The following is a 19,164-nucleotide window of genomic DNA, read 5'->3' on the forward strand; positions in this document are numbered from 1 at the left end:
GGGGCGGCGAGCCGGCGTCCCTCGGACCATCACCTCGCCAGCCCGGCGTGCTGGGCGCCGGCCGGGGCGCCCGTCTCCAGGTGCGAGGCGCCGGCCTCGGCGAGGAAGCCCAGGCCGGGGCCGTGGTCGGGCGACTCGGCGCCGCTGATGCCGAAGATCCCGGCACCCTGCTCCGCGTGGCCCGCCATCCGGCGGAAGGCCGCGAACAGCTCCCGCCCGGTGCCCACCCACTGCGCGTCGCTCAGCGGGCGGCCCTCCGGCACGCGCCGCGCGAGCTCCTCGGCGGGCACCTGCAGCTCCAGCGTCCCCGCCGCCGAGTCCAGCCTGATCATGTCGCCGTCGCGGACCAGGGCGATCGGCCCGCCGTCGGCGGCCTCGGGCGACAGGTGGATGGCCGCGGGCACCTTCCCGGACGCGCCGGACATGCGGCCGTCCGTGACGATCGCGACCCGCTGCCCCCTGTCGAGCAGCACGGCCAGCGGCGGCGTGAGCTTGTGCAGCTCGGGCATGCCGTTCGCGCTCGGCCCCTGGTAGCGGATGACCGCCACGAAGTCCTGCCCGTCCAGCTCGCCCGCCTCGAACGCCCGCAGCAGCTCCAGCTGGTCGTCGAACACCTTGGCCGGGGCCTCGATCACCAGGTGCTCCGGCTTGACCGCCGAGACCTTGGAGACGGCCCGGCCCAGGTTGCCCGACAGCATGTGGATGCCGCCGTCGGCCGAGAACGGCGCCGCGACCGGCCGCAGCACGTCCAGGTCGGAGCTGCCGCCGGTGACCGGCGCCCACACCAGCTCGCCGTCCACCAGCTCGGGAGCCTCGCGGTAGCGGTCGAGGCCGGGCCCGGCCACGGTCATGACGTCCCCGTGCAGCAGGCCCTCGTCCAGCAGGTCGCCGATGAGGACCTGCATGCCGCCGGCGTCGCGGAAGTGGTTCACGTCCGCCTGGCCGTTCGGGTAGATCTTGGTGAGGGACGGCACGACCCGCGACAGGCGGGCGAAGTCGTCCCAGGTCAGCACGATGCCCGCGGCGGCGGCCATGGCGACCAGGTGGATCGTGTGGTTCGTGGACCCGCCGGTGGCCAGGAGGGCGACGCAGGCGTTCACGATGGCCTTCTCGTCGACCAGCTCGCCGATCGGCGTGTACTCCGAGCCGTGCGCGGTGATCTCCACCGCGCGGCGCCCGGCGGCCTCGGTGAGGGCGTGGCGCAGCTCGGTGTGCGGGTTGACGAAGGTCGAGCCGGGCAGGTGCAGGCCCATGACCTCCATCAGCGCCTGGTTGGAGTTGGCGGTGCCGTAGAAGGTGCAGGTGCCGGGGGAGTGGTACGACTTGGCCTCGGCGTCGAGCAGCTCCTGGCGGCCGACCTTGCCCTCGGCGAAGAGCTGGCGGGTGCGCGCCTTGACCTTGTTCGGCAGGCCCGAGGTCATCGGCCCGGCCGGGACGAAGATCGCGGGCAGGTGCCCGAAGTGCAGCGCCCCGATGAACAGGCCGGGCACGATCTTGTCGCACACGCCCAGCAGCAGGCTCGCGTCGAACATGTCGTGCGACAGCGCGATCGCCGCGGCCATCGCGATCACGTCGCGGCTGTAGAGGGACAGCTCCATGCCGGGCCGTCCCTGCGTGATGCCGTCGCACATCGCGGGCACGCCGCCCGCCACCTGCGCCACGCCGCCGGCCTTGCGCACCGCGGCCTTCAGCTCCGGCGGGTACGTCTCGTACGGCTGGTGCGCCGAGAGCATGTCGTTGTAGCTCGTCACGATCGCGACACCCGGCTTGGCCGCGCCGCGCAGCACGAGCTTGTCCTCGGCGGGCGCGCCGGCGAAGCCGTGCGCCAGGTTCGCGCAGCCGAGGTGGGCGCGGGCCGGGCCCTTCGCCCTGGCAGCCTCGCCGTCGCGCCGGATGCGCGCCAGGTACGCGGCCCGGCTGGTGGCGCTCCGCTCGGCGATGCGGTCGGTGACGTCCTGGATGACGGGGTTCACGGTGCCTCCTTCGTCGGGTCCATGAACCCGGAATCGATTGTTCACACGTCCTCCTCGTGCCACTGGCGACCGCTGCGGCCGAGCAGTTCGTGGGCTCCGGCGGGACCGGTGGTCCCGGCGGGGTAGGGCTCGGGCAGGTCCCCGGACGACTCCCAGGTCGACAGGATCGGGTCGATCCAGCGCCAGGCCGCCTCCACCTCGTCACGCCGCATGAACAGCGTCGGGTTCCCGGCCAGCACGTCCGTCAGCAGCCGCTCGTACGCCTCGGGCACCCGCGCGGTAAACGTCTTGCCGAAGCTCAGCGACATCGGCACCGGCTTCAGCGTCACCTCGCCCGCGCCCGGCTCCTTGGCCATGATGTGCAGCTCGATGCCCTCTTCCGGCTGCAGGCGCAGCACCAGGCGGTTCGGCGTGCCGCCGGGGAAGATGGAGTGCGGCACGTCCTTGAACTGCACCACGATCTCCGACCTGCGGTACGGCATCCGCTTGCCGGTCCGCAGGTAGAACGGCACCCCCGCCCACCGCCAGTTCTTGATCTCGGCCCGGATCGCGGTGAACGTCTCCACCCGCCGCGAGGCGTCCGTGGGCGGCGTGGAGGCGGGCTCGTCGAGGTAGCCCGGCATCCCGCCGGCCTCGGTGTACTGGCCCCGCACGGTGAAACGGTCCACCTCCGTGCCCGTGATCGGGCGCAGCGCCTGCAGGACCTTGACCTTCTCGTCGCGGATGGCCTCGCGGTCGTTGCGGGCCGGCGGCTCCATCGCGGTCAGCGTGAGGAGCTGGAGCAGGTGGTTCTGCACCATGTCGCGCAGCGCGCCCGCGTGGTCGTAGTAGCCGCGCCGGCCCGGCGTGCCGACCGTCTCGGCGGCGGTGATCTGGACGTGGTCGATCCACAGGGAGTTCCAGATCGGCTCGAGGAAGGCGTTGGCGAAGCGCAGGACCAGCAGGTTCTGGACGGTCTCCTTGCCCAGGTAGTGGTCGATGCGGAAGATCTGGCGCTCGTCGAAGATGGCACCGACCTCGTCGTTGATGCGCTGCGCGCTGGGCAGATCGTGGCCCAGCGGCTTCTCCAGCACCACGCGCGAGCGCGGCGTGACCAGGCCGGCCTCCTCCAGCTCGCGGCAGAACGGGCCGAACGTCCGGGGCGGGCTGGCCAGGTAGAAGACCCGGTCGCGCTGCTCGTGCCCGGCCAGCAGCCGGCTCAGCGCACCCCAGCCGGACTTGTCGGCACCTCCGACGTCGACCGACACGTGGTGCAGGCGGCCGAGGAAGCGCTGCCACATGGCGGGGTCGTCGACCGGGACCTGGTCGCGTACCTCGGCGTCGACCTTGCCGCGGAAGTCGGCGTCGGTCAGGCCGCCCCTGGACATGGCGATGACGCGGGTCTCGGGGGAGAGCCGGCCGTCCCTGTCGCTGTGGTAGAGCGCCGGGAGCAGCTTGCGCATGGACAGGTCGCCGGTGCCGCCGAACACGACGAGGTCGGCGGTGTGGGCGGGGCTGTTTGTCGACACGGGGGACACGGTTACGGGCTCCGATGATCTACCAAGCAGGGACAGAACGGACACTAACGAGAGTTTGGGTCTCACACAAGCGGAGTTTTGGCATTTGAGATAAAAAAGTCTGGACTTTTCATGACCTAACCCCATGTGATTCACTTAGCCGATGCCTCGACGTACCGCCGCGACCCTCGCCACCAGTGGCGAGGTGCTCCGCCTCATCCGCACGGGAGAGGCCGTGACGCGCGCCGACCTGGGCCGGGTGACCGGCCTGTCGCGCCCCGCGGTGCAGCTGCGCGTGGGTGAGCTGCTGGAACGCGGCCTGGTCGTGGAGCGCGACGACGCCCCGTCCACGGGCGGGCGGCCGCCGGTCCGGCTGGAGTTCAACGCCTCGGGCGGCGTGGTGCTGGTGGCGGCGCTCGGCGCCAGCCGCACCCGGGTGGCCGTCTGCGACCTGGCCGGGCGGGAGCTGGCCGGGCGCGAGTTCGCGATGGACGTGGAGCAGGGGCCCGACGTCGTGCTCCCGGTGATCATGGACTCCTGGGACGAGCTGCTCGGCGACCGGCCCCGCTCGATGCTCAGAGGCGTCGGTATGGGCGTGCCGGCCACGGTCGAGTTCGCGCAGGGGCGCGCCGAGAGCGCCCGCGTGATGGCCTCGTGGACCGGCGTGGTGATCCCGCCGATCATCCGCGAGCGCTTCCCCGTCCCCGTGCTCGTGGACAACGACGTCAACGTGCTGGCCATCGGCGAGCACCGCGGGGCCTATCCCGACCTGGACGACCTGATGTTCGTGAAGATCTCGACGCGGATCGGCGCGGGCGTGATCGCCGGGGGCGGCATCCTGCGCGGCGCGCTGGGCGCGGCGGGCGAGATCGGGCACATCCCCGTGCTCGACGGCGGCGACGTGCTGTGCCGCTGCGGCAACACCGGCTGCGTCGACTCCGTGGCCAGCGGCACCGCGCTGCTGCGCGACCTGCGGGCGCAGGGCAAGGACGTCAAGACGATCGCGGACGTGACCGCGCTGGTGCGCGCGGGCGACGCCGAGACGATGGCCACGGTGCGCGAGGCCGGACGCCATATCGGCGAGGTGCTGGCCGGGGCGGTCAACATCCTCAACCCCTCGGTGGTGGTGCTGGGCGGCGACGTGGCCGAGGCGTTCGGGCCGCTGGTGTCGAGCATCCGCGAGGTCGTCTACCGCCGCTCCACGGCCCTGGCCACCCGGCGGCTGCGCATCGAGCCGAGCCGGCTGGGGGCGGGCGCGGGCATCAGCGGGTGCGCGGTGATGGTGCTCGACCACGTGCTCTCGCCGGAGGCCGTGGACGAGACGATGACGGTCTCGTCGCTGCGCCGCGAGCGCGTCGCCGCCCCGTAAGGTCAGAGGTCCCAGCGGGGGACGTCGCTCTCGCGTACGAGCCCGTCCGCGCCGAAGACCAGATGGCGGTCGAGGTCGGCGGCGAACCAGCGGTCGTGCGTGACCGCCAGCACCGTCCCCTCGAAGCCCGCGAGCCCCTGCTGGAGCGCCTCCGCGCTGGCCAGGTCGAGGTTGTCCGTCGGCTCGTCGAGCAGCAGCAGCGTCGCCCCCGACAGCTCCAGCAGCAGGATCTGCAGCCGGGCCTGCTGCCCGCCCGACAGCGTCTCGAACGGCTGCCCGCCCGCCGGCGCCAGCTCGTAGCGGGCCAGCGCCGCCATCGCCTCGTTGCGGGTCAGCGCGTGCTCCCGCATCACCACGTCGGCGGCGGCCCGCCCGGCCAGGTCCGGCCGCGCGTGGGTCTGGGTGAAATGCCCGGCTGACACCCTGGCGCCCAGGCGGGCCACGCCGGTGTGGGCGATCGGCTCGCCCGCGAGCAGGCGCAGGAAGTGGGACTTGCCGGTGCCGTTGCGGCCCAGCACGCCGACGCGCTCGCCGTACCAGATCTCGGTGGAGAACGGGCGCAGCAGCCCGGTGAGCTCCAGGTCCTCGCAGGTCACCGCCCGCTTCCCGGTGCGCCCGCCGCGCAGCCGCATCCGGACGTTCTGCTCCTTCGGCGCGCGCTGCGGCGGCCCCGCCCGCTCGAAGCGCTCCAGCCTCGTCACCGCCGACTGGTACGCCCCCGCCAGCGCGTCGTTGTTGGCCGAGCGCTGGCGCAACGTGTGGACCAGCCGGCGCAGCCTGGCCCGCTCGTCCTCCCAGCGCCGGCGCAGCTCTTCCAGGCGCTCCTTGCGCCGCCTGCGGGCCTCGGCGTACGTCGCGAACCCGCCGCCGTGCACCCACACCCCGCGCCCCTCCACCGTGATGATCCGGTCGGCGGCCTCGGCCAGTAGCTGCCGGTCGTGCGAGACGAGCAGCACCGTCTTGGCCGAGCCGCTGATCGCCCGCTCCAGCCACTGCTTGGCCTGCACGTCCAGGTAGTTGTCGGGCTCGTCCAGCAGCAGCACCTCGTCCGGCCCGCGCAGCAGCGCCTCCAGCATGAGCCGCTTCTGCTCCCCGCCCGACAGCGTGCCCAGCTCCCTGTCCTTCACCCGCTCGTACGGCAGCCCCAGGGCCTCGGTGGCACACACGTCCCACACCACCTCCAGCTCGTAGCCGCCCGCGTCGGCGTAGTCGGCGATGGCCTGGGCGTAGGCGAGCTGGGCGGGCTCGTCGTCGCTCCGGGCGATCGCCGCCTCGGCCGCCTCCAGCGCGGCGGCGGCGTCGCGCACGCGCCGGGGGGCGACGCCGATCAGCAGGTCGTGCACGGTGCCCGCGCCGAGGAACTGCCGCATCACCCCGATCCCGCCGCTGCTCGCGACGCGGCCGTCCGACGGGGCCAGCTCGCCCGCGATCAGCCGCAGCAGCGTGGTCTTGCCCGCGCCGTTCGGCCCGACGAGCGCCGCCTTGGCGCCGGCGCCCACTTTGAAGGACGTCTCCAGCAGCAGCGGCCGCCCGTCCGGCAGCAGGTACGTCAGCCCGCTCACCTCGATGTGCCCCATGACGGCCACCTCCACTCGATCGTTGTTCGACTAACTAGACCATCGATCCGGTCTCTAGAACAACGTATTATCCCCGGGTGGGAACCGTGTGGTCGCGCCCCCAGAAGGCGCCGAGGCAGACGCTGACGCTCGACCGGATCGTGGCCGAGGCGGTCGCGCTGCTCGACGAGGAAGGCGTGGGCCGACTGACCATGCGCCGCCTGGCCGAGCGGCTCGACACCGGCTCGACCACGCTCTACTGGCACGTCAAGACCAAGGACGACGTCCTCGACCTGGCCCTGGACGCCGTCTTCGGGGAGGTGCGCCTGCCGGCGGTCGGCTCGGGATGGCAGGGGGCCGTACGCGAGCTCATCGGCGGCTGGCGCGCGGCCCTGCTGCGCCACCCGTGGTCGGCCACCATCCTCGACCGCCCGCTCATGGGGCCCAACGCGCTGGAGCGCACCGAGTTCCTCTACGCGACCCTGGCCGCCGCCGGCTTCGCCGCCCCCAAGCCCGCCGCCTACAGCCTGTCTAACTACGTCATGGGCTCGGTCGTCATGCAGGTGACCTGGCAGGACCGCGACCGGGACGACACCGGCGAGTTCCTCAGGGAGCGCGCCGACCGCTACCCGGCCCTCGCCGCGCACGGCCTCGACCACGCGTGGGACGCCACGTTCGACGAGGGCCTCGGCTACCTGCTGGCCGGCATGGAGCAGTCCCGCGAACGCGAAGACGGCCGGCTCGGATGAGCCGGCCGCCTCCGGGGGATCGTCAGTCCTCGCGGGCCTGCTTCGGGAGCATCAGGCCGACCGCGAACGTCGCGGCGATCATCCCGGCGGCCACCCACAGCGTGATCGCGACGCTCCCGGTGCCGAAGTAGAGGGTGCCCAGCAGGGCCAGGCCCAGCGCCCCGCCCACCTGCTGCAGCGCGGTCAGCGCGCCGGAGGCGGAGCCGGTCTCCTGCGGCTCGACGGCGGCCATCACGATGCTGAAGTACGGGCTCATGATCAGCCCGCTGCCCAGCCCGGCCACCAGCAGCGCCGGGGCGAGCTGCCACGGCGAGACCCCGGGGGAGGCGACGGCGATCACACCGGTCACGCCGAGTCCCATGACGACCGCGCCGGCCAGCAGCACCTTGCGGCCGTGCCTGCGGGCGGCCTGCGCGACGCCCATGCCCGCGATCATGCCCAGCGACGAGGGCACGCTGGTCAGCGCCGCCTTGAGCGGGGAGTAGCCCAGGCCGAGCTGGGTGTAGAGGCCGATCACGAGGAAGAACCCGGTGAAGGCGGCGAAGTAGATCGTGCCGGTCGCCATGCCCGAGACGAACGCCCGCTTGCCGAACAGGCTGGGCGCCACCAGCGGGTCGCCGCCGCGCCGGGCCCTGCGCTTCTCGTGGGCCGCGAAGACCGCGAACACCGCCGCGGAGGCCGCCATCATCGCGAACGCCCACGCCGGCCAGCCGCTCTCCCGCCCCTGGACCAGCGGGAAGACCATGAGAACGGTGCCCGCGGAGGCCAGCGCGGCGCCCGGCAGATCGAGCCGGACGCCCTTGACCGGGCGGGAGGGGGGCAGGAAGCGCAGGGCGGCCAGCGCGGCGGCGGTGCCGATCGGCAGGTTGATCAGGAAGATCAGCCGCCAGTCCACACCGGTCAGCGCGCCCGCCAGGATCGGCCCGCCCACCGCGGACAGCCCCATGACCGGCCCGAACATCCCCATCGCGACCGCCAGCTCCTTGGGCGGGAACATCTCCTTCATCAGCCCCATGCCCTGGGGGATCATCGCCGCCCCGAACAGCCCCTGCACGACCCTGGCCGCGATGATCGTCTCGGGGGAGGCGGCCAGGGCGCACAGCAGCGACCCGACGGTGAACCCGACGACGCCGATGAGGAACATGCGCTTGCGCCCTACGATGTCCCCGAGCCGCCCGCCGGTCAGCAGGCCCGCGGTCATGGCGAGGGTGTAGGCCGCGCCGAGCCACTGGATCAGGGAGGTGCCGCCGCCGAGGTCGGCCCGCATCGTCGGGCCCGCGACGTTGGTGACGGTCGCGTCGAGCAGCTCCATCACCGAACCGGCGAGGACCACCGCCAGCGCGGGCCAGCGCCACTTGTAGGGGGCGGGTGGGGCGGGTGCCTGCGCGGGGCGGGTGTCGAGGACAGTCATCCACGGCCTCCTGAATCGGAACGGCTTGTTCTGTTCCAGAATAACAGAACGGAACACTTCATTCCACAACCAAACCAAGATTCTTCGGGCAGGGGATGACCACGGAGCCGGTCAAGGATGCGCGTCGTCACGGCGAGCAGGCCGTGAGCCTTCACGACCGGCCATGACAGACGGCCACCCACGTCGGCGCGTGCGGCCCACCGTGCGCAGCCGTAAAAGAGGGGCTTGAAGACCGGCGCGCGGCCCACCGTGCGCAGCCGTAAAGGATCGGGGTTTAGTGCTTTCTGGGGTGGCGCGTCTGGCCGGGCGGAACGCGCGTGTGACCGGGAGGCGGCGTCACGGACGGGCGGGTGTGCTGTGCCGCAGGAGTGGCCGGCTCGGGCGTTGGCGTGGGGGCAACCGGGGTGGGTCGTGGGGAGTTCGTGCGCCGTGGAGTCGGGTGCGCCTGCTTCGGGGTGGGGCGGTGCGCGACGGAGGAGGGGCGCGTCGGGGGCGCGGAGGAGGCACGCGTCGAGGGCGTGGAAGGGGCACGCATCGCGGGCGTGGAGGGGGCACGCGTCGAGGGTGCGGCAGGGGCACGCGTCGGGGTTGTGGAGGGGCCGGGGGCGGTGCGGAGGCGGGATTCGGTGGCGACCGGGATGGAGCCGTCGCGGGCGCCGGGGCCGGTGCGGTGCCAGTCGACCGCGTCGAGCCGCCTGGCGGTGGACGCCCCGCCCACCAGGATCCCCGCCGAGGCCAGCATGAGCGTGCCGATCAGCGCGCCGGCGATCATCAGTATCCGCCCCCGCCGCCCGCCCTCGTCGGCGAACTGCTGGGGTTCCGATGATCGCTCCGTGCCGGTCACGCCTCAAATGCTAGAGAGCCCCCGCGGACGCCAGGGCCGATCCGGACAAATCGGGGAGCCAATTGTGATCATCAACACGAGCACAGCAGCCCGCGCAGCGCCGTCTCCAGGCACAGCCCGGAGCGGGCCGGGGTCGGCCACGGGAAGCGGATCAGCGACTCGTCCACCCGTACGGTCGCCCCGAACCGGTCCAGCTCCCACAGCCACACCTCGCCGGCCTCCTCGCCGAGCTGCCGGGACACCCCCGCGGTGAGCTGCGCCCGGTGCGAGGCGTTGACGTGCGCGAGCACCCGCTCGGCCGTCTCCGCCAGCGGGTCCGGCGCGGCGTCCAGGTAGTCGTCGGCGTCCAGCAACCCCGACTCCTGCCCGGTCAGGTACACGACCTGTCCCACATCCAGGCGCAGCAGCCGGGGCGCGGAGCGCTCCCCGAACCGTTCGAGCGCGTCGAACAGGCTCTCGTCGGCGCTGTGGGCGGCCACCGCGACCGCCGCGCCACGCGCCTCGCTCTCCGGCACCGCCTCCGCCCACCCCTGCACCTCGAGCAGCCCGCGCGGATGGGTGGCGTCGCCGAGCTGCCGCATCGACGTCAGGTTCACCGCCACGACGGCGTCCTCGCGCAGGGGGTGCAGGGGCTCGCCGGGCAGCACCAGGAGCACGGGCCGGCCGCGCTCGTCCACGCCTCCCCGGGCCGGCGAGGGCGCTCCGTCGACGGACAGCTTGGCGACGTTCGCGGTCGCGGCGAGGGTGCGGACCCGCTCGGGGATCGGCAGCATGGACCCTCCGTTTCAATGATAGGTTAGGCTTCCCTAAGTAAGGGTTACCTAATCACATTGAGGTGAACGTGCGCTACACCGGCCCCAAGGTGCGACTGTCGCGTCGCGCGGGCGTCCCGCTGACCAGGAAAGCCGTCCGCTACTTCGAGCAGCGCCCCTACCCGCCGGGCGAGCACGGCCGCAAGACCAACCGCCGCAGCAGCGGCGACTACGGGCTGCGGCTGATGGAGAAGCAGAAGCTGCGCTGGTACTACGACGTGTCGGAGCGGCAGCTGCGCCGCTACTGGGACCTCGCCGTTCGCAAGCCGGGCGCGTCCGGCGCCGAGCTGGTCACGCTGCTGGAGAGCCGCTTGGCCTCGCTCGTGCTGCGCGCCGGGCTGGCGCCGTCCATCTACGCGGCGCGGCAGTACATCAGCCACGGCCACATCGCCGTGGACGGCCGCAAGGTCGACATCCCCAGCTACCTGGTCAAGCCCGGGCAGGTGGTCACGGTGCGGGAGCGGTCCCGCCGGATGCAGCCGTTCGTGGCCGCCGCCGAAGGCGTGTACGCCGACGAGCGCACCGCGCCCTACCTCTCCGTGGATCCCGCCAATCTGACGTTCACGCTGGTGAACCGCCCCGAACGCGGACAGATCGTGGTCCCCGTGGAGGAGCAACTCGTCGTGGAGTTCTATTCTCGTTAGCCGTGAGCGAACCGGTAGAGCGTCATGCGAGTTGGTTAGAGCTGTTCTTCGACCTGGTGGTCGTCGTGGCGGTGGCGCAGCTGGCCCACCGGCTGGAGCACCCCACGTGGGAGAACGTCGCGCTGTTCGCGGTGCTCTACTACGCCGTGTGGAGCGTGTGGACGACGCTGACGCTCTACTCGAACGCCGAGGCCGAGCGCACCCGCACCCGCGGCATGCTGATCGGCATGTTCGGCATCGCGGTGATGGCCGCGGCCGCGCCCGACGTGGCGCACGTGCTGGAGGCGACCGGCGACACGCATGACGGCTGGTTCATCGCCGCCTACATCACCTGCCGGGTCGGCGCCTCGCAGACCCTGCAGCGCGCCGGCACGATCCTGACGGCCTGGCCGGCGGCCCAGCTCGGCGCGGGCCTGATCCCGTGGTTCGCCTCCATCGGCGTCCAAGGCCCGGCGCGCTACTTCCTGTGGGGGCTGGGCGCCGTACTCGACCTGATCTTCTCCGTGCTCCAGAGCCGCAGGCCGGAGCGCCTGATCAAGGAGATGCAGCAGCAGGCCCTGCGGCAGGCGCAGCGGCTGGAGCAGCGCGACCGGCGCAGGGGCGGCGGGCCGGCGCTGCGCCCGGCGGCGCGGGTCAAGGCCGCCGTGCTCGACCCCGCGCACCTCGGGGAGCGGCTCGGCCTGTTCGTGATCATCGTGCTCGGCGAGGCCGTCATGCAGGTCGTGATGGCCTCCTCCGGGCATTCGTGGGACCTGCAGCTCGGGCTGGCGGCGGTGGCCGGGTTCGGGCTGATCGTGTCGCTGTGGTGGCTGACCCTGCAGTACGGCGTGAGCGCGGTGCCGGGCGCGGCCGAGCGGGGGCTGCGCGCGTACGTGGCGCTGCCCGCGCACTTCGCGATGACCGCGGGCATCACCGCGACCGCGGCCGGGCTCGGCGCGGTCGCCGCGGACCCGGCCGCGCACCCGCACGACGGCATCGGCTGGGTGCTGGGCGCAGGTCTGGCCGTCTACTTCGCCGCCTCCGCCGTGCTCGGCATGGCGGGGGGCGCCGAGCGGCGGTGGATCTGGGGATGGGCGCTGCCGTCCGTGGCCGCGCCGCTGGCGGTGGGCGCGGTGTCCGGGTTCGTCGAGGGCTGGGCCGTGGTCGCGCTGCTGCTGCTCGTCGCCCTGTGGCGGGTGGCCTACCGGCCCGGCGGCGGCACGGCCCAGCGGGGATCAGTCCGCCCGGCGTAGCTCGGCGACCTCCTTGCGCAGCTCGGCCAGCTCGTCGAGGATCCGCTGGGTGTGCTCGCTGGTGTCCTCCAGCACCGCGCGCTCCTCGGCGCGTTCCTCGGCGTTCTCCTCGTCCATGGCGCTGACGACCACGGCCATGAAGAGGTTCAGGATCACGAACGTGCAGATCAGGATGAAGATGGTGAAGAAGACCCAGGCCGACGGATGGCGGGTCATCACCTCCCTGGCGATGTTGCCCCAGTCGTCGCCGGTCATCGTCTGGTAGAGGGTGAACAGCGAGGTCGGCAGGCTGCCGAAGCGCTCGGGGGAGGTGCTCCCGTAGAGCTTGGTGGCCATGACGGCGGCCACGTAGAGCACCAGGCCGAGCAGCACCACGATCGAGCTCATCCCCGGCATCGCGCGCAGCAGCGCCGAGACGACGCGGCGCAGGCTCGGCACGACCGACAGCAGCCGCAGGGCGCGCAGGATGCGCAGCGAGCGCAGCACGGACAGGCCGCCCGTGGCGGGCAGGAAGGCGATGGCGACGATCGTGGCGTCGAAGACGTTCCACGGGTCGCGCAGGAACCTGGAGCGCTCGACGTAGATCTTGGCGATCAGCTCGACGGCGAAGACGTACAGCGCGATGTGGTCGACCACGGTGAGCAGGTGGCCGAAGCGCGCGACCACCGCGGGGAAGGTCTCGAGACCCAGCGTGGCCGCGTTGAGCAGGATGACGCCGACGATGAACCGCTGGAAGCTTTCGCGGGCGAGGAAGGCGGCGGTGCGTTCACGCACGGGGGCAGGCTCCTAAGAGGGCTTGGTCATGTGCCCCACCATGATGGCGCAACATGATCAAGCCGGTGTCTGTGGTATAAAACGCACCTGAGCGACGAATGGTGAGGGCGCCGAGCGACCATGTCCTATCCCAACTACGGTCCCTCCTCCTACGGGCCACCACCCCAGACCCACCCCCAGGGCACCACGATCCTGGTGCTGGGCATCCTGAGCCTGGTGGTCTGCTCGTTCATCGGCCCCTTCGCCTGGTCGCTGGGCAACAGGGCGCTGCGCGAGATCGACGAGAGCGGCTACTACTACGAGAACCGCGGCATGGTGCAGGCCGGGCGCATCTGCGGCATCGTCAGCTCGATCCTGATGATGATCGGCCTCGGCTTCGTCGTCCTAATGTTCGGGCTCATGCTGGTCACCGGCGCCTTTTCCCGCTAGCAGCTCGCCGATGCCCGACTCCAGCAGGTCGAAGGCCCTCTCCGCCTGAGCCCGCAGGCCCGGCTCGATGCTCTCCCACTCCTCGCCCGCGAGGAGCCGGCGGATCGAGTAGTCGCCGAGCAACCGCGTCGTGTTGAGGAGGTGCGCGGCCACCAGGCGCGGCGTCAGGTCGTCGGGGTCGGCCTCGAGCTCGTCGGCCAGCGCCCGCGCCAGCAGGCGCTCCCGCTCCTCGCCGATCTCGCGTAGCTTCGCGACCAGCGAGGGCGCCTCGTCGACGATCCTGGCGAACACGTCGACGCCCGGGTTGAGCCCGTAGCGCCAGTGGCGGGTGTCGAGCGCGTCGAGGAAGTCGCGGCGGAAGGCCCGCACCACGCTCTCGCCGGGCTCGCGCTCGCGCAGCACCCGCGGGGCCAGGTCGACGGCCACCTCCTGCCGGTCGGCGAACAGGTCCTCCTTGGTGCTGAAGTAGTTGAACACCGTGTTGACCGACACGTCGGCGGCCCGCGCCACCTCGGCCACGGTCACGTTGTCGAACCCCTTGGCCATGAACAGCCCCATCGCGATGTCCGCGATGCGCTGCCTGGTCTCGCGCTTCTTCCGCTCCCGCAGCCCCTCTTGCATGCCTTCATCGTACCAAGTTTGCAGTGACACCAAAATTGTGGTTACCCTAATTTTGGAGGCGATGAAATGATCAGTACTTCAGGTCTGAGCAAGACCTTCGACGGCGGCGTAGAGGCCGTCAAAGGCGTCGACCTATCGGTCGGGCCCGGCGAGATCGTCGGGTTCCTCGGTCCGAACGGCGCCGGCAAGACCACGACCATGCGCATGCTGACCACGCTGCTGCGCCCCACGTCCGGCACCGCCACGGTGGCCGGCCACGACCTGCTCGGCGACGCGAAGGAGGTGCGCAGGCGGCTCGGCTACGTCTCCCAGACCGGCGGGACGTCGCCGACCTCGCCGCAGCTGGGCGAGCTCGCCCTCCAGGGCATGCTGTACGGCCTGAGCCGGGCGCAGGCGGAGGCCAAGGCGCGGGAGGCGCTGGAGCGGCTCGACCTCACCGGCCTGGAGTCGAAGCCGGGCGCGGCGCTGTCCGGCGGGCAGCGCCGCCGCTTCGACATCGCGTTCGCGCTGCTGCACGACCCGGTCGTGCTCTTCCTCGACGAGCCCACGACGGGTCTCGACCCGCAGAGCCGGGCCAACCTGTGGGACCACATCCGCTCGCTGCGCGCCGAGCGGGGCATGACGGTCTTCCTCACCACCCACTACCTGGACGAGGCCGACGCGCTCTGCGACCGGATAGTGATCATCGATCACGGCCGGATCGTGGCCGAGGGCGCCCCGGCCGAGCTCAAGGCCGGCGGGCGCACGCTCGACGAGGTGTTCCTGGACATCACCGGAAGGTCACTGCGCGAGGAAGCGGGCGTCTGATGCTGCGTGACACCTGGGTGCTGTTCCGCCACGGCGTGCGCGTCACGCTCCAGCAGAAGGTCGGCATGGTCTTCGGCGCGATCCAGCCGCTGCTCTTCCTGGTGCTGTTCGGGCCCATCTTCACCACGTTCGGCACATGGGAGACGCTCGTCCCCGGCCTCATCATCCAGCTCGGGCTCATGAGCATGGGGCTCGCCGGGTTCGGGGTGGTGTTCGACAAGCGCTCCGGCGTGCTGGAGCGCATGCGCGTCACCCCGGCCAGCCGGCTGGCGCTGCTGCTCGGGCGCGTGCTCAACAACGCGCTCACCCTGACGATCCAGACGCTGCTGCTCCTCGCGGTCGCCTTCGCCTTCGGACTGCGGGCTCCCGCGCCGGGGCTGGCGGCCGGGTTCGTGCTGGTGATCGTGCTCGGGAGCAGCCTGGCCGCGCTGTCGTACGCCATCGCGCTGACGATGAACGAGCACCTGTTCGCGCCCGTGATGTCCACGGCGGTGATCCCGCTGGTCCTGCTGTCCGGCTCGTTCCTGCCGATGTCGATGGCGCCGGGCTGGCTCGACGCCATCTCGCACCTCAGCCCGTTCAGGTACACGCTGGAGGCGCTGCGCGACCTGTTCGCGGGCCACTACCTGACGGGCACCGTGGGCCTGGGGGTGGCCGTGACCGTGGTGCTCGCCGCGGTCAGCCTCACGGTCGGGACCAGGGTATTCAACCGGGAGAACGCCTGAGGGCGGCGTTCAGGCCGCGTTCCTGGCGCGCCGCCGCAGCGCGGCGATGATCCCCGCCGGGTCGACGTTCCCGTAGCCGTAGTCGTAGTCGAAGCCCACCTCGCTGCGGTCCTCGGCGGTGCGCCGCAGCAGCGCCCGCAGCTGGGTGGGCGACAGCCGGGTCGACGGCCACAGGGTGCGGACGGCGGCGACGAGCCCGGCGGCCACCGGCGTCGCGGCGGAGGTGCCCGAGTCGGGCTCGCCGTCGCCGAACGCCTTCGACCCCGAGAAGTGGGTGTAGGCGCAGAAGTCGGGCTTGCGGGCGGTCAGTCGCCCGGGGCCCTGCGAGGAGTAGCCCACCCGCTCCCCGTTGATGTCGACGCCGCCGACGGACAGGGCCTTCGGATGGGAGTTGGCGCCGACGATGGGCCGGCTGGGGTAGACGCACCGGCCGTCGGGGCACTGGGTGCCGCAGTTTCCCGCCGCGAACAGCACGTCGGCGCCCGCCCGGTCGAGCTCGGCCACCATCAGGTTGAACGGGTGGGCGGCGTTGTCGGAGTAGTTGCCCGGATGTCCGACGGGGAAGTCCCACTCGGGGGAGAACGAGCCCCAGGAGTTGCTCACCACCAGCGCCCTGGACTCGGCGGGCTGGGCGGCGAGCACGTTGCGCAGGTGCGCGAACGCCGACACCGCGTCCGACAGCAGCCCGTCCAGCGCCGAGCCGCCGGGCCGGGTGGACAGCAGGACCGGGATGTCGATCAGCGACGCCTGGGGAGCGGCGATGAGCGTGTCGAACGCGCACATCGTCCCGTGATCGACCTCGAACTCGCCCGCCTTGCCCAGCACGCCCTGCGGGCTCCAGGACCGCTCGGCGTCCAGCGTGACGCCCCTGCCGAGCTGCCGGGCGGCGTGGGCCGCGTTGATCCCGGTGTCGAGCACGGCCAGCGCCACCCCGCTGCCGTCGAGGCCCTCGGCGCTCAGCCCCGGCACGTTCAGCAGCCGCTCCACGTCGTGCCAGGTGCCGACCGGCGGATCGCCGCCGCACGTGCGCGTGGTCCCGATCACCGGGTCGGCGTAGACGCCGACCACGTCGGGCCGCAGCGCGGGCAGCAGCGTGACCCTGGAGGCCAGCTCGTCGTCCGAGATCGTGCCGCGCACCAGCACGGAGGCGTCCTCGGCGGCCAGCGAGAAGTCGAGCGGCTGGTTGAGCGAGAGGGGGTCGCCCCCGGCGACCGGGACGGGCCGCGCGACCGCCACGGGGACGTACGCGGTGTCGAGCTCGACCCCGGGCAGCCCGTCGGCCACGTCGGCCGTGGTGGCGCTCTGATCCGGGTCGGCGACGGCCGCGACCAGATCGGGGGAGGGGCGGAGCTGGATCAGGACCCGCATGTGTCACCACCGAATCTCGTGGGAGGGAATGAACTCCCCAAGATTCCTCCATCCATTGCCCTCGCGTCCAGCGCGTTTCAAGGGTTTGACCTGCGCAAACACCGTATTTAGTGCGAACCGGATGACATTTCTTCCGGGGCGTCAGGCTTCCGTGTTCCCGGTCTGTTCACTACGGTGTCGAATCATGACGCTCCAGGCGCAGAAGCCGGTCGACGACGGAGAGAAGGCTCACTGGCTGGCGGTGCGGCCGAGGCTCGTCCTCGCCAGCGCCTTCATGCTGTTCCTCGAGCTGGCGCTGATCCGGTGGACCGGGTCCAACATCGTCCACCTCAGCTATTTCACCAACTTCGTGCTGCTGGGCTCGTTCCTGGGCATCGGGCTCGGCTTCCTGCGCGTGGGGCGCTCGCGGCGGCAGCCGTACTACTCGCCCGTCGTGCTGGCCGTCCTGGTCGCCGTCGTCCTGACGTTCCCCGTGACCGTCGACCGGAACACCGAGGGCGTCCTGTACTGGACGAGCCTGTCCACCAGCGGCCCGCCCGCGTGGCTGATCCTGCCGGTGATCTTCTGCGCCGCCGCGCTGGTGCTCATGGGCCCCGCCGAGCTCGTCGGGCGCTGCTTCCCCGAGCTGCCGCGCCTGGAGGCCTACCGCTACGACCTGATCGGCAGCCTCAGCGGGATCGCCGCGTTCACGGCGCTGTCGTTCCTGAGCGCGCCGCCGGTGTTCTGGGGGCTGATCGCGGCCATCTGCTACGGGCTGCTGCTGATTCCCCGGCCGCGCTCGCTCTACCTCGGCCTGGTGACCGTGCCCTCGCTGGCCGTGGTGGGCCTGCTGCTGATGGAGACGCTGACCGCCGGGGCCATCTGGTCGCCGTACTACAAGGTGACCATGCGGCAGCTCACCCAGCTCGGCGTGCTCGTCACCGACATCGCCGTGAACGGCATCCCGCACCAGCAGGCCGTGCCCGCCGCCGCCCGGCTGCAGTGGGAGGCCCAGTACGGCCTGCCGTACGAGCGGACCAGCAAGCCGCCCAAGGACGTGCTCATCGTCGGCGCGGGCAGCGGCACCGACGTGGCCATCGCGCTGTCCAAGGGCGCGGGCCGGGTGGACGCCGTGGAGATCGACCCCAAGCTGCGCGAGCTGGGCGGGTCCGTTCACCCCGACAAGCCGTACGACGACCCGCGCGTCACCACCCACATCACCGACGGGCGCGCCTTCCTCGAGCGCACGGGCGACAAGTACGACCTGATCCTCTTCGCCCTGCCCGACTCGCTCACCCTCGTCTCCGGCGCGAGCTCGCTGCGCCTGGAGAGCTACCTGTTCACCGAGGAGGCCATGAAGGCCGCCCGCGCCCACCTCAAACCGGGCGGCACCTTCTCGATGTACAACTACTACCGGGAGAGCTGGCTGGTCGACCGCCTCGCCTCCACCATGCAGAGCGCCTTCGGCCACAAGCCGTGCGTCGACGTCGTCAGCACCGCCGGCCAGCAGGCCGTCATCACGGCGGGCGTGACGGCCGACGCGCAGCGCTGCGCGTCCGAGTGGCCCGGCGCCGCCCCCGGCACCCCGCAGCCCGCCAACGACGACCGGCCGTTCCTCTACCTCAAGGACGCCACGATCCCGCCGATCTACATCATCACGCTCGGCCTGATCCTCATCGTCAGCCTCTTCGCCGTCCGCGTCGTCGCCGGGCCCTACGAGCGGATGCGGCCGTACGCGGACCTGTTCCTGCTGGGCGTGGCGTTCATGCTGCTGGAGACGAAGAGCGTGACCGGGTTCGCGCTGCTGTTCGGCACCACGTGGGTGGTCAACGCGATCGTCTTCGCCGGCGTCCTGGTCGCGGTACTCGCCGCCGTCGAAGTAACCCGCCACTTCCGCACCCCGCCGCTGCCCGTCATGTACGGCGTGCTGCTCGCGGGGCTGTTGCTGGCCTGGCTGGTGCCGAACGCGTGGCTGCTGTCCCTGCCGGTGCCGCTGCGTGCGGTGGCGGCCGTGGTGGTGGCGTTCCTGCCGATCTTCGCCGCGAACGTCGTCTTCGCCAAGCGCTTCGCCGAGACGGCGGACGCGACCACCTCCTTCGGGGCGAACCTGCTGGGGGCCATGGTGGGCGGGTGCCTGGAGTATGCGGCGCTGGTGATCGGGTACAAGGGGCTGCTGATCGTGGCGGCGGTGCTCTACATCGGGGCGATGGTGCTGCTGCCCCGGAAGTCGGTCACCGCCTGACGGCCGTCCCCGAGGCCCGGCCATGGCGCCCGGGCCTCCGGACCCGGCCAATGTCCACTTGCCCTCGCCGCCCGGCGCCCGCGCGCATCGGTGCCGTGCCCATGGCCGGGGGCTGCCTTCAGCGGCGGGCGAG

General features: G+C 71.9%; 17 protein-coding genes. 8 read left to right on the forward strand and 9 right to left on the reverse strand.

Features of this window, described 5'->3' with window-relative positions:
* Positions 1 to 29 precede the first annotated feature (29 nt).
* Together edd and zwf are read right to left on the reverse strand one after the other, a co-directional pair.
* Entirely contained in the window at positions 30 to 1,973 is a 1,944-nt protein-coding gene (gene edd / locus HD596_RS34335; RefSeq protein WP_185073442.1) for a phosphogluconate dehydratase, read from the reverse strand.
* Between the two features lie 41 nt (positions 1,974 to 2,014).
* The gene (gene zwf / locus HD596_RS34340; RefSeq protein ID WP_185073444.1) at positions 2,015 to 3,481 is read right to left on the reverse strand and encodes a glucose-6-phosphate dehydrogenase; all 1,467 of its coding nucleotides are present in this window, start codon (positions 3,479 to 3,481) and stop codon (positions 2,015 to 2,017) included.
* A 151-nt stretch (positions 3,482 to 3,632) separates the two neighbouring features.
* On the opposite strand from zwf, the gene HD596_RS34345 reads away from it, so the two are divergent.
* Positions 3,633 to 4,838, forward strand: a complete 1,206-nt coding sequence (locus HD596_RS34345; RefSeq protein WP_185073446.1) for an ROK family transcriptional regulator — start codon at positions 3,633 to 3,635, stop codon at positions 4,836 to 4,838.
* A 2-nt stretch (positions 4,839 to 4,840) separates the two neighbouring features.
* Here the strand turns inward: HD596_RS34345 and HD596_RS34350 are convergent, their stop codons facing one another.
* Entirely contained in the window at positions 4,841 to 6,415 is a 1,575-nt protein-coding gene (locus tag HD596_RS34350) for an ABC-F family ATP-binding cassette domain-containing protein (RefSeq protein WP_185073448.1), read from the reverse strand.
* 77 nt (positions 6,416 to 6,492) lie between these two features.
* Here HD596_RS34350 and HD596_RS34355 point away from each other — a divergent pair, with 77 nt between their 5' ends.
* Positions 6,493 to 7,143, forward strand: coding sequence for a TetR/AcrR family transcriptional regulator (locus HD596_RS34355; protein ID WP_185073450.1), 651 nt, complete (start codon positions 6,493 to 6,495; stop codon positions 7,141 to 7,143).
* 22 nt (positions 7,144 to 7,165) lie between these two features.
* On the opposite strand, the gene HD596_RS34360 is transcribed toward HD596_RS34355, so the two are convergent.
* From HD596_RS34360 to HD596_RS34370, 3 genes are all read right to left on the reverse strand, one after another.
* Positions 7,166 to 8,554 carry an MFS transporter gene (locus HD596_RS34360; RefSeq protein ID WP_185073452.1) on the reverse strand — a complete coding sequence of 463 codons (1,389 nt, stop codon included), beginning with the start codon at positions 8,552 to 8,554 and terminating at the stop codon, positions 7,166 to 7,168.
* A 274-nt stretch (positions 8,555 to 8,828) separates the two neighbouring features.
* Positions 8,829 to 9,398: a hypothetical protein gene (locus tag HD596_RS34365; RefSeq protein ID WP_185073454.1), complete on the reverse strand. Its 570-nt coding sequence runs from the start codon at positions 9,396 to 9,398 to the stop codon at positions 8,829 to 8,831.
* 71 nt (positions 9,399 to 9,469) lie between these two features.
* Positions 9,470 to 10,171, reverse strand: a complete 702-nt coding sequence (locus tag HD596_RS34370; protein WP_185073456.1) for a DUF2470 domain-containing protein — start codon at positions 10,169 to 10,171, stop codon at positions 9,470 to 9,472.
* 68 nt (positions 10,172 to 10,239) lie between these two features.
* Between HD596_RS34370 and rpsD the strand changes: the two genes are divergently transcribed.
* Together rpsD and HD596_RS34380 are read left to right on the forward strand one after the other, a co-directional pair.
* A complete protein-coding gene (gene rpsD, locus HD596_RS34375; RefSeq protein WP_185078882.1) occupies positions 10,240 to 10,854 on the forward strand; it encodes a 30S ribosomal protein S4 in 615 nt (204 codons plus the stop codon).
* Positions 10,855 to 10,856: 2 nt separating this feature from the next.
* Positions 10,857 to 12,086, forward strand: coding sequence for a low temperature requirement protein A (locus HD596_RS34380; protein WP_185073458.1), 1,230 nt, complete (start codon positions 10,857 to 10,859; stop codon positions 12,084 to 12,086).
* Here the strand turns inward: HD596_RS34380 and HD596_RS34385 are convergent.
* Entirely contained in the window at positions 12,069 to 12,860 is a 792-nt protein-coding gene (locus HD596_RS34385) for an ion transporter (protein ID WP_185073459.1), read from the reverse strand. The genes HD596_RS34380 and HD596_RS34385 overlap by 18 nt on opposite strands.
* 120 nt (positions 12,861 to 12,980) lie before the next feature.
* On the opposite strand from HD596_RS34385, the gene HD596_RS34390 reads away from it, so the two are divergent.
* Positions 12,981 to 13,289 carry a DUF4190 domain-containing protein gene (locus HD596_RS34390; RefSeq protein WP_185073461.1) on the forward strand — a complete coding sequence of 103 codons (309 nt, stop codon included), beginning with the start codon at positions 12,981 to 12,983 and terminating at the stop codon, positions 13,287 to 13,289.
* Here HD596_RS34390 and HD596_RS34395 read toward each other — a convergent pair.
* Positions 13,245 to 13,910 (reverse strand): TetR/AcrR family transcriptional regulator, encoded by a 666-nt coding sequence (locus HD596_RS34395; protein ID WP_185073463.1) that lies wholly within the window; start codon positions 13,908 to 13,910, stop codon positions 13,245 to 13,247. The two genes, HD596_RS34390 and HD596_RS34395, sit on opposite strands and share 45 nt — an antisense overlap.
* A 66-nt stretch (positions 13,911 to 13,976) precedes the next feature.
* Here HD596_RS34395 and HD596_RS34400 point away from each other — a divergent pair, with 66 nt between their 5' ends.
* Both HD596_RS34400 and HD596_RS34405 read left to right on the forward strand, forming a co-directional pair.
* Positions 13,977 to 14,717 carry an ABC transporter ATP-binding protein gene (locus HD596_RS34400; protein WP_185073465.1) on the forward strand — a complete coding sequence of 247 codons (741 nt, stop codon included), beginning with the start codon at positions 13,977 to 13,979 and terminating at the stop codon, positions 14,715 to 14,717.
* Positions 14,717 to 15,442: an ABC transporter permease gene (locus HD596_RS34405; RefSeq protein WP_185073467.1), complete on the forward strand. Its 726-nt coding sequence runs from the start codon at positions 14,717 to 14,719 to the stop codon at positions 15,440 to 15,442. The genes HD596_RS34400 and HD596_RS34405 overlap by 1 nt, the downstream gene beginning before the upstream one ends.
* 9 nt (positions 15,443 to 15,451) lie before the next feature.
* Here HD596_RS34405 and HD596_RS34410 read toward each other — a convergent pair whose 3' ends face one another.
* Positions 15,452 to 16,810 carry a S8 family peptidase gene (locus HD596_RS34410; RefSeq protein WP_185073470.1) on the reverse strand — a complete coding sequence of 453 codons (1,359 nt, stop codon included), beginning with the start codon at positions 16,808 to 16,810 and terminating at the stop codon, positions 15,452 to 15,454.
* A gap of 184 nt (positions 16,811 to 16,994) precedes the next feature.
* On the opposite strand from HD596_RS34410, the gene HD596_RS34415 reads away from it, so the two are divergent.
* Positions 16,995 to 19,031: a spermine/spermidine synthase domain-containing protein gene (locus HD596_RS34415; protein WP_185073471.1), complete on the forward strand. Its 2,037-nt coding sequence runs from the start codon at positions 16,995 to 16,997 to the stop codon at positions 19,029 to 19,031.
* Positions 19,032 to 19,164 lie beyond the last annotated feature (133 nt).

The organism is Nonomuraea jabiensis (assembly GCF_014204795.1).
GTDB lineage: Bacteria > Actinomycetota > Actinomycetes > Streptosporangiales > Streptosporangiaceae > Nonomuraea > Nonomuraea jabiensis.